The sequence below is a fragment of the Methylomonas aurea genome (assembly GCF_024505045.1).
In the GTDB taxonomy this organism is placed as follows: Bacteria; Pseudomonadota; Gammaproteobacteria; order Methylococcales; family Methylomonadaceae; genus Methylomonas; species Methylomonas aurea.
In genome coordinates, this window is record NZ_JANIBM010000064.1 from 1 (window position 1) to 9,651 (window position 9,651).

Annotated in this window: 8 protein-coding genes; all 8 read right to left on the minus strand. The window is 54.4% G+C overall.

Going from position 1 to position 9,651, the window contains the following annotated elements:
• Nucleotides 1-33 precede the first annotated feature (33 nt).
• The 8 genes from NP603_RS21370 to NP603_RS21405 all read right to left on the minus strand — a co-directional run bounded on the left by NP603_RS21370 (nt 34) and on the right by NP603_RS21405 (nt 9,341).
• A complete protein-coding gene (locus NP603_RS21370; protein WP_256612890.1) occupies nt 34-3,000 on the minus strand; it encodes a Tn3 family transposase in 2,967 nt (988 codons plus the stop codon).
• Between the two features lie 2 nt (nt 3,001-3,002).
• Nucleotides 3,003-3,638: a recombinase family protein gene (locus NP603_RS21375; RefSeq protein ID WP_443192648.1), complete on the minus strand. Its 636-nt coding sequence runs from the start codon at nt 3,636-3,638 to the stop codon at nt 3,003-3,005.
• Nucleotides 3,639-3,699: 61 nt separating this feature from the next.
• A complete protein-coding gene (locus tag NP603_RS21380) occupies nt 3,700-5,196 on the minus strand; it encodes an efflux transporter outer membrane subunit (RefSeq protein WP_256612892.1) in 1,497 nt (498 codons plus the stop codon).
• Nucleotides 5,183-5,677, minus strand: coding sequence for a cytochrome c (locus tag NP603_RS21385; protein ID WP_231890171.1), 495 nt, complete (start codon nt 5,675-5,677; stop codon nt 5,183-5,185). The genes NP603_RS21380 and NP603_RS21385 overlap by 14 nt, the downstream gene beginning before the upstream one ends.
• Nucleotides 5,674-6,384, minus strand: coding sequence for an ABC transporter ATP-binding protein (locus NP603_RS21390; RefSeq protein WP_256612893.1), 711 nt, complete (start codon nt 6,382-6,384; stop codon nt 5,674-5,676). Before NP603_RS21390 ends, NP603_RS21385 begins: the two co-directional genes overlap by 4 nt.
• 1 nt (nt 6,385) lies before the next feature.
• Nucleotides 6,386-7,588, minus strand: a complete 1,203-nt coding sequence (locus NP603_RS21395; RefSeq protein WP_256612894.1) for an ABC transporter permease — start codon at nt 7,586-7,588, stop codon at nt 6,386-6,388.
• Nucleotides 7,585-8,736: an efflux RND transporter periplasmic adaptor subunit gene (locus NP603_RS21400; protein ID WP_256612895.1), complete on the minus strand. Its 1,152-nt coding sequence runs from the start codon at nt 8,734-8,736 to the stop codon at nt 7,585-7,587. The genes NP603_RS21395 and NP603_RS21400 overlap by 4 nt, the downstream gene beginning before the upstream one ends.
• Nucleotides 8,733-9,341: a TetR/AcrR family transcriptional regulator gene (locus NP603_RS21405; protein WP_256612896.1), complete on the minus strand. Its 609-nt coding sequence runs from the start codon at nt 9,339-9,341 to the stop codon at nt 8,733-8,735. Before NP603_RS21405 ends, NP603_RS21400 begins: the two co-directional genes overlap by 4 nt.
• Between the last annotated feature and the right edge of the window lie 310 nt (nt 9,342-9,651).

The window sequence follows — 9,651 nt, forward strand, 5'->3', positions numbered from 1 at the left end:
GGGATAGCCGCAGAATTCGTAAAAAATAGTACGCTAAGACTTTTCAGTAGTTCGCAGCGGTCTGAATTGCCCGTCTTCAATCTTTCGGTTCTGCCGCCAAATGTAATCGCCTGTCAGATTGATGTGCTCCCAACCCAACGGCGACAGGTATTGCAGCAGCGAATCATCAATGGGCTTGTCTAGTTCCCGCAGTTTTTCGACAGCCCTTTCCAGATAGACCGTGTTCCATAACACGATGGCCGCCGTTACCAAGTTGAGGCCGCTGGCACGATAGCGCTGTTGCTCGAAGCTGCGGTCGCGAATTTCACCCAAGCGATTAAAAAACACCGCTCTGGCTAAGGCGTTGCGGGCCTCGCCTTTATTCAGTCCCGCATGGACACGTCGGCGCAGTTCTACGTTTTGCAACCAATCCAGAATGAACAAGGTGCGCTCGATACGGCCCAGTTCGCGCAAGGCCACAGCCAGTCCGTTCTGCCGTGGGTAACTGCCCAGTTTCCGCAGCATCAGAGATGCTGTGACGGTGCCTTGTTTGATCGACGCCGCAAGCCGTAATATGTCGTCCCAATGCGTTTGGATGCTGTTGATGTTCAGGTTACCGCCGATCATGCTCTGCAACACTGGGTAGTCTTGGCCGTTTTTCGGCACATACAGCTTGGTATCCTTCAAATCGCGGATGCGGGGTGCAAAGCGAAATCCCAGCAAATGCATGAGCGCGAAGACATGATCGGTAAAGCCGGCGGTGTCGGTGTAATGCTCTTCGATACGCAAATCCGATTCGTGATACAGCAAACCATCAAGCACATAGGTCGAATCGCGGATACCGACATTCACGATTTTGGTATGAAAAGGGGCGTACTGGTCGGAAATGTGGGTATAGAACAATCGGCCCGGTTCGCTGCCATACTTCGGATTGACATGACCCGAACTTTCGCCCTTGCCGCCAGCCCGAAAACGCTGGCCGTCAGAAGACGAGGTCGAGCCATCGCCCCAGTTTTCGGCAAACGCATGATTGAACTGGGCATTCACTAACTCGGCTAATCCGGCAGAATAGGTTTCATCCCGGATATGCCAGGCTTGCAGCCATGACAGTTTGGCGTAAGTTGTGCCGGGGCAAGACTCGGCCATTTTAGTGAGCCCCAGATTAATGGCGTCGGCCAAGATGGCCGATAGCAACAAAGCGCGATCTTTAGTCGGCTCTCCATCCTTCAAATGTACAAAATGCCGGCTAAAGCCGGTCCAGTCGTCCACGTCCATCAATAATTCGGTGATTTTGATGCGGGGCAACAACATGCCTGCGTGGTTGATCAATTGTTGTGCCGCTTCAGGAACGACGGCGTCCAATGGGGTGATCTTCAGCCCGGAATCGGTGATGATGGCATCAGGAAGTTCATTGGCCAATGCCAAACGGTTAACCGTGCTCAGTTGTCGTTCTAGCAACTGTAACCGATCGTGCAAGTATTGTTCGCAATCCGGATTGACGGCGACCGGCAATACTCTTGCCTGTTTGAGTTCTTGGAATTTCACGGAAGGCAACAGATATTCGTCGAAGTCGCGGAATTGTCTGGAACCCTGTACCCAGATGTCGCCGGAACGGAGTGCGTTTTTCAGTTCGGTGAGCGCACAGATTTCATAGAAGCGACGGTCAAGCCCTTGGTCGCCATGTACCAGCGACTTCCAGCGCGGTTTGATAAAAGCCGTCGGCGCATCAATCGGCACTTTGCGCGTGCCGGCACTGTTCATAGTGCGGATCACATCAATGGCATCCAGAACATCCTGCGCCGCCGGTGCCGCTCGTAATGTCAGCACGTCCAGGAAGTCCGGCGTATAGCGGCGGAGGGTGCTGAATTGCTCAGCAATCAAATGTAAGTGGTCGAACGCCGCGGGTTTGGCTAGTTGATCCGCTTCGATGATGCTTTGCTGGAAGTCGTCCCAGGAAATTACGGACTCGATTGCGGCGTAAGGATCGCTATCCGATTGCTTGGCATCCAACAAGGCATGGCCGATTTTTGAAAGTAATCGTACCTTGTCGTTGATCGCCTTGCCCTGTTGTTGGAACTGATGTTGATGCTTGTGCTTGGCTGCACTGAATAACTTCAACAGGATACGGTCGTGCAAATCAATAATTTCGTCGACAATGGTCGCCGTGCTTTCCAAGGTTACAGCCACGAGCGTGGCGTATCGGCGCTCGCTTTCAAACTTGCCGAGGTCCTGCGGCGTCATTTGCCCACCTTCACGCGCGATTTTTAATAGCCGGTTCTGGTGAATGTGCCGACCAATGCCATCCGGCAAGGCAATGGCCTGAATGGTTTTCAGTCGCTCGATGTGCTCCAGCATATAACGGGAATTGGGCTTCAAAGGCGACTGGCGTAGCCAAATCAACCAAGTCGTGTTGGAATCCGGCTTGATTTTCAGCAGTTCGTCGAGCCGTTGTCGATGCAACGCCGTGAGCGGCTGGGCCAATGTCCGGTAGAGGCTGCGATTCGCGCGAGTGATGGCTTCGGCACAGGCTCGCTCGACCACATTAATCGTCGGTAGAATAACCTTGCGTTGGCGAAGCGCTTCCAAGGCATAGGCCGCTAACACCACACCCTTATCGGTTTGCATGGCGAGATCGGCCAGCGTTTTCACCAGAAACCGAAAATCGGACAAACCGAAGGTCGATAAGCCAAGATAGCCGCGCAGTTCCTGGAAATGTTCGCGCCGCGTTTCGTCGCGCTCGCCGTATTTTCGCCAAGCGCCGGGATCGGATTGGATTTGGCCGGCGATCCAGTGGATCACTGAGTCTGATACAGTCGCGTTCGCAGCTAACGCATGACCAGGGTAACGTAGCAGGCAGAGCTGTACCGCGAAGCCCAGTCGATTGGCGTCACCCCGGCGCTGCCGAATCAGAGCCCAGTCGGATTCATTGAAAGTGTAATGGCGGATCAGGTCGTCTTGAGTATCAGGCAAGGCCAGCAAACTACCCCGTTCCGTAGCGGACAAAACCAAGCGCCTGGCCATGATTACGCAGTGGTTTTCAAATATTGGTATAGGGTTTCGCGGCTAATGCCATACTCGCGGGCCAACTTGGCTTTCTGCTCGCCGGCACTGGCCCGGCTTTGTAACTCTGCTACCTGCTCAGTCGATAGTGCTTTTTTGCGCCCCCGGTAAGCGCCGCGCTGTTTGGCCAGCGCAATGCCTTCGCGCTGCCGTTCGCGGATCAGCGCCCGTTCGAACTCGGCAAACGCCCCCATGACAGAAAGCAATAAATTGGCCATCGGCGAATCTTCGCCGGTGAACGTCAAGCATTCCTTGACGAACTCTATGCGAACACCGCGCTTGGTTAACTGCTGCACCAAGCGCCGCAAGTCATCCAGATTTCTAGCCAAGCGGTCCATGCTATGCACGACGACCGTATCGCCCTCTCGGACAAACGCCAGCAATTCTTCCAAGGCCGGACGTTCGGTATCTTTACCGGACGCCTTATCGGTAAAAACCTTACTGACCTCGACCTGATCCAGTTGCCGTTCCGGATTCTGGTCGAACGAGCTGACTCTGATGTAACCAATACGATGGCCTTGCAAATAATTGCCCCTCAAAAAACCAAAAGTGTCAGGATGAAATCTATAGCCTTTGGTGGCATGTGTCAATATTTGCAAAAAGACACTCTATTCTGACGCCAAAGGCACGCGCAGCCTGACATCAGGTTAGGGTATAGTCTTAACTGACACCGCCGCCCATAGCTTGGTACAGAGCTGCGCTATCGACAAGGCGCTGTGCCTGAGCCGCGATCAAGTTAATTCTGGTCTGTTGCGCCGCTTGTTGTGCGATCAGTTGCTGAACATAGCTGGCTGCACCCAGTGCATATTGCCTCTGCACGGATTGCAAAGAGCCCTGTGCCGCAGCATCGGCGGCGGCCAATGCCGCCAATGCCTGGGCATCGTTCTCCAGTGCGCGCAGGACATCGGCCACATTGCACAGGGATTCGAGCACCACGCTTTGGTAATTGGCTGCCGCGGCATCGAACGCGGCCAATGCCGCGCGCTTTTCGGCGGGCAGTGCGGGATTAAAGAGCGGCTGAGTAAGTTGTCCAAGGACGTTCCATATTGCCGAACCGGGGCCGAACAATGCGCCTGCAACCAAGGTCTGCGTAGCGAGATCGGCGCTGAGATTAAGTTGCGGATACAGCTTGGCGATTGCGCTGCCGTATTCCGCGTTGGCCGCGTGTAACAGCGCTTCTGCGCCCAGGATGTCGGGGCGGCGGCGCACCAACTCGGAAGGTACGATTAGGGGTAAATCGGACGGTAGGGTGAATTCTTCCAGCGTGAAAGTAGGTAATCGCCCATCTCCCGGGGCACGGCCGCTGAGTGCGGCCAACAGATGTTCATTCTGCTGGTTCTGTTTGCGCAACACAGGAAGGCCGGCGCGAGTCTGTTCCACTTGGGTTTGCAGTGCCAATACCTCATCCGGTGCGCCCTGGCCAAGACGCACGCGTTCTTGGGTAATGTGCAATTGTTCATCTTGCGCGCGAAGAATGGCCTCCGTAGTCTGTATTTGTGCCGCAAGCCTGGCTTGGGTGATCGCGGCGGTAACGATGTTGCCCGCCAAGGTCAGCTGCGCACCTTCCATTTCGTGGCGACGATACTCGGTTTGGGCGACTAAGGCTTCCAATGCGCGGCGGTTACCGCCGGCAAGATCGAGTTGGTAATTGACGTTAACACCCGCGTTAAACAAACTGAATTCCCGCGCCTGGTCATCTTGCCCCAATACGATGGGATTAAAGCGTTGTCGTTGAGCACTGAAACCGGCATCGACTTGGGGATACATCATCGCCCCCTCCTGCGCTGCATGGATTTCCTGCGCCTGACGTAACGTGGCTCTTGCAGAAGCCAGCGTTGGACTGGCCTGAAAAGCCTGTTCTATCAGCGCGTCGAGTTTGGAAGATCCCAGATTACGCCACCACTGTGCACTCACATTTAAGCCGATCCTAAAGTGTTGTGCTCCCCCAAAAGCCGTGGCTGCGGATGCCGTTTGAGTTGACAAAGGGGTTGCGGTGTAGGCTGGCATATCGGGGGCGGCCGGTGCTTTGAAATCGGGCCCTACGGTACAACCTGCCAGCAATCCGGCAAAAATGATGACTGTATAGGTCCGAACCGTCATGTGATCGGTCTTCGATCTATCAATGCCGTGACGGTGTATTCCTTCAACGTTGCCCATAAAAATGTTCCACGAACGATTGACGAAAACTCTGATGGCAAGCCAGGCAACTGCTTTGCAGATTCGCAAAGGCTGTGATCACGCCTTGTCCATCGTTCCGAGAGGCAACTTGTTCCAGCGCCCGCGCAGCTTGATGCGTTATTTCGTCATGACTTTCGAATGTGCCCATATTGGTGCCAATGAACGTCAGGATACGCATCTTCTCGATAACGGGCGGCTCTGGATGCTCGGCGATCTGTGGCGCAATTTTGGCGACCAAAGCCCAATCTTCACGAGAAATAGCGTCTGAGATGGTCTGCATACTCCTACCGAGTTCTTGCATGATCCTTTTTAGTTCTAACGGCTTAACTTCGGTATCTCCATCAGCCCAAGCATGCGAGTAGATACCGGCTATAAATACGCTGGCTGCAATGACAGTCAATAGATTTTTCGGGAAGTTTTGGTATGTCATAAAGCACCTTGAATTTAATTGTTTTCTCACTCAAATCCTCGTCCTTCGCCGACTTCCTCATGGGCCACGCCGTCTCGGATATGGTAGATGCGTTTGAAGGTGGGAATAATTTTTTCATCGTGGGTGACAACGATGATGGCGGTCTCGAACTGGCGTGCCATGTCGTTGAGGATACGGATAACGGCCATGGCCCGTTCACTGTCGAGCGGTGCGGTGGGCTCGTCGGCAAGAATCACAGGCGGGCGATTGACCAGCCCCCGCGCGATGGCAACGCGCTGCTGTTCGCCGCCGGAAAGCTGCGACGGCATGGCACGGGCGCGGTGTTGTACATCCAGTGCGGTGAGAAGCTCCAGTGCTTTCGCACGCGCATTACTATTGGGTATACCTGCCAACATCGGCAGCAGTGCAACGTTGTCGGTCACATCGAGAAAAGGAATCAGGTAGGGTGCCTGGAATACGAAGCCGATCTTGTCGCGCCGCAAGGCTCGCAGGTCACGTACTTTCCAATCGTTGTCAAAGATTACCTCATCACCCAGAACCATGCGGCCGGCAGTCGGATCGATCACCGCCCCCAGACACTTGAGCAGGGTGCTCTTGCCGGAACCGGATGGCCCGATAAGTCCCACCACTTCACCCGGAGCAATCTGCATATCCACGCCCCTCAAGGCATGAACAGCGGTATCGCCCTCGCCGTAGCGTTTCTTTAAACCTTCAATGTGAATGCCTTTGCCGCTCACCTTAGCCTCCTATAGCGTCGGCCGGATCGACCTTGAGTGCCATACGGATAGCAACAAGGCTGGCCAATGCGCAGATTGCCAGCACAGCGAAAAAACCTGCGATGGAGTCTAGCGGCATTAATAATACGTACTTGGGAAAGATCGGCACCCAGAAGGTAGCGGTGATTTTCCCCACCACAAAACCGATAACGCCAAGAGCTAGAGACTGCTGCATGATCATGCCGGCAATGGTGCGGTTCTTGGTGCCAATCAGTTTAAGCACTGCAATTTCCCGAATTTTTCCCAAGGTCAAGGTATAGATGATGAAAGCAACAATGGCCGCGCTGACGATGCTCAGAATCACCAAAAACAAGGCGATTTGCCTGGCCGATTTATCGATTACTTTGTCCATCAGAATCGATTCCATCTGGGCACGGGTATAAACCTGCAGGCGCGTCCAGCGGCGTATCGTTTCGGCTACATCCTCAGGGAGTGTGCCGGGTTTGAGCTTAACAAGTACTGCATTCACAGCGGTATTGGTACTTTGCGATGCGTTCACCACAGCGAGTAGATCGGGAATGCCTGAACGATTGAAGTCCGGGTTCTCGGCATTGCGGCGGCGCTGCTGAACCAGCGCATCGTTGTCTTTCAGAAATTGCGCTTCTTGTGCGTCTTTAAGCGGGATGAAAACCATCGGATCACCGTTATAAGACACTGTGCGTTTGGATAATCCGACGACCGTGTAAAAATTACGGCGGATTCGGATACGCTCACCAAGCTGAAATCCGCTGGAAATATCGGCAATGGCTTCATAGTGACTACGGGTGATATGTCGCCCAGCGACGAGATACCGGGGCTGTCCAGGCGTACCCGGCTTGCCGGCCGTGACGCCAACCACCATGGCGCTAACATCCTGCCCGCCGTGACCTACCTGCATAATCAGATAGGTGACATTGGCTGCGTATTCTACGTCCGGCATATTCAGCAGACTGCGATACAGGTCGTCGTACAGACTGGACGATTCGGCATAAGGCCCCTGAGTGCCCTGTTGCACTACCCACAAATCCGCGCCTGTATTGTCCAGCATCACCTGTGCATCGTCGACCATGCCCCGATAGATGCCTGCCATACTCAGCGTCACGCCGATCAATAAGCCCAATCCGACACCGGTGAACACGAACTTACCCCAAGAATGGAGAATGTCGCGGCCCGCCAAGCTGATCATCGTGCGGCACCGGGAATGTGTTCAACCACATGAATTCGGCTGCGTGTGGTCAGCGCCTTTTCGCTGTAAACCACTACCTGGTCGCCGTCCTTCAGTCCTTCGCGTATTTGTACTTGGCCATCGAGATCAGCAACGCCTAATTTAACGGGAGTAAAGTACAGGTCGCCGTCCATAGCTTGCCAGACTCCCACTTGCCCATTCTCGCGATGGATGGCGGCATTGGGAATCACCGGGGCAGCTGGAAGCACCGGCAAGTCGACTGTAACTTCGGCCAGTTCACCCAGCGGCGGCAATGGATCGGGAGGCAGATCGAAACTCACCTTGGCAAGCATTTCTTCGGTCACGGCATCTGCTTTGGGTTCCACCCGCAGTAAGCGGCCAGCCAGCACATGGCCATTGCGCGAGCGCAACACAATGCGGGCCGGCAGTCCAGCGGCAAGCCCTGCAGCACTGATCTGGTCGAAGCGTACGTTCAACCATAAACTTTCGGGATCGATCACTTCCACCACAGCTTGACCAGCCACGACAGTTGTGCCGGGATCGGCATCGCGGGAGCTGACCAAGCCGTCAGCCGGCGCGATCAAACGCAGGTTACCCCGCTGCGTAACCAATGCCTCCCGGTCAGACCTAGCACGAGCGACGTCTTCATGGGCAACCGTAAGTACAGCATCTGCGATCTGCAATTCCTGTCGCTTGGTGGCGACTATTTCTTCGCTGGTCGAGCGTACCGCAAACAATTGTTCATATCGATGCAACTGAGTCTTCGCATACACTTGTCGTGCCTTCGCTTCGCGCAATGCCGCTTCGGCACGCTTGAAGGCCGATTCCTGCGAGCGGACGCGATCATCGAGATCGACCGGCTCCATCTCGCCTAACACTTGACCGCCCTTCACCTGATCGCCTGCATGCACCTCCAGACGTTGCACGCGACCGGCAATCGTGGGACCAATTTTGTAGGTATAGCGCGCCTCCACCGTGCCGATACCGAATAGCGCCGGGGCAATTGACTTTGACTTTACTTCCGCGACCGTCACGGTTACCGGTGCTAGCGGGCCGGATCGTAAGGCGACGTAGACGAAAAGCACCAGCAACGGCACAATAACTGCTAGAAGCGCCAAGGTTCGTTTTTGTAGAGGCATGCGATTCATTGCGCACTCCGGATGCCACGCTGATAAATGGCAAAGACGCGTGGCGCATCGTGGCGGATACGCTCCACATTGCCGGCCAGCAACGATTGCATGACCAGGCCTTGGATCGTGCCGATGAACAGGGTGGCCGCGGCTTCGGTATCGAGTGCAGCGGACAGCTCGCCGCAAGCCTTGCCCGCCTCGATCAGCCGGTGCAGGCGTTCTCCATAACGCCGGATCAAAGCTTGCACTATGCGCTTGGGCGCCGTCTGCTCGGCGCGTTGCAATTCACCAAACATCATTCGGGGAACCCCTGGGTGCTCGGCCACGAACTCGACGTGGCTCATGAATATCGCCTGCATCGCGGCTAGAGGCGATTCAATACCTTGCGCGGCGCAATCAATCCGGGCCAGAAGGCGTTCCGCTACCCATTCCATGACTGCCTGCCAAATGGCGTCCTTGGTCGGAAAATGACGAAACAACGCGCCCTGGGTCAGGTTCATATGTTTAGCGATAGCCGCTGTTGTGATTTCGCTGGGGTTTTGTGAACCCGCCAATTCAACCACCGCCTCGACTGTTACGGCCCGTCGTTCATCCGCAGGAAGATGTTTTACATGGGTATTCACTGTTGCACTCAAAAGATAGTAATTGATTACTATCTTAGTGTGATAAACAAATTATGCAAGCGGAAAATTATTCTGTGGAAGATCACGATGACTAAATTGTTGATCTAAGCGTATGTATTTTCTAAAGTAAATGTACGCTACAGCAAGGCCGATTGCCCCTTTGTGGCCAAACATATCAATATATGTTTGGCCACACTAGGCTCTAACATATGGTCTTGCCCACTTAGTGCATTGATTGCCATTACAACTCCTAAACTCTTACCATAAAAGCTTAGCGTACTATTTTTTCCGAATTCTGTGGCTGCCCCTT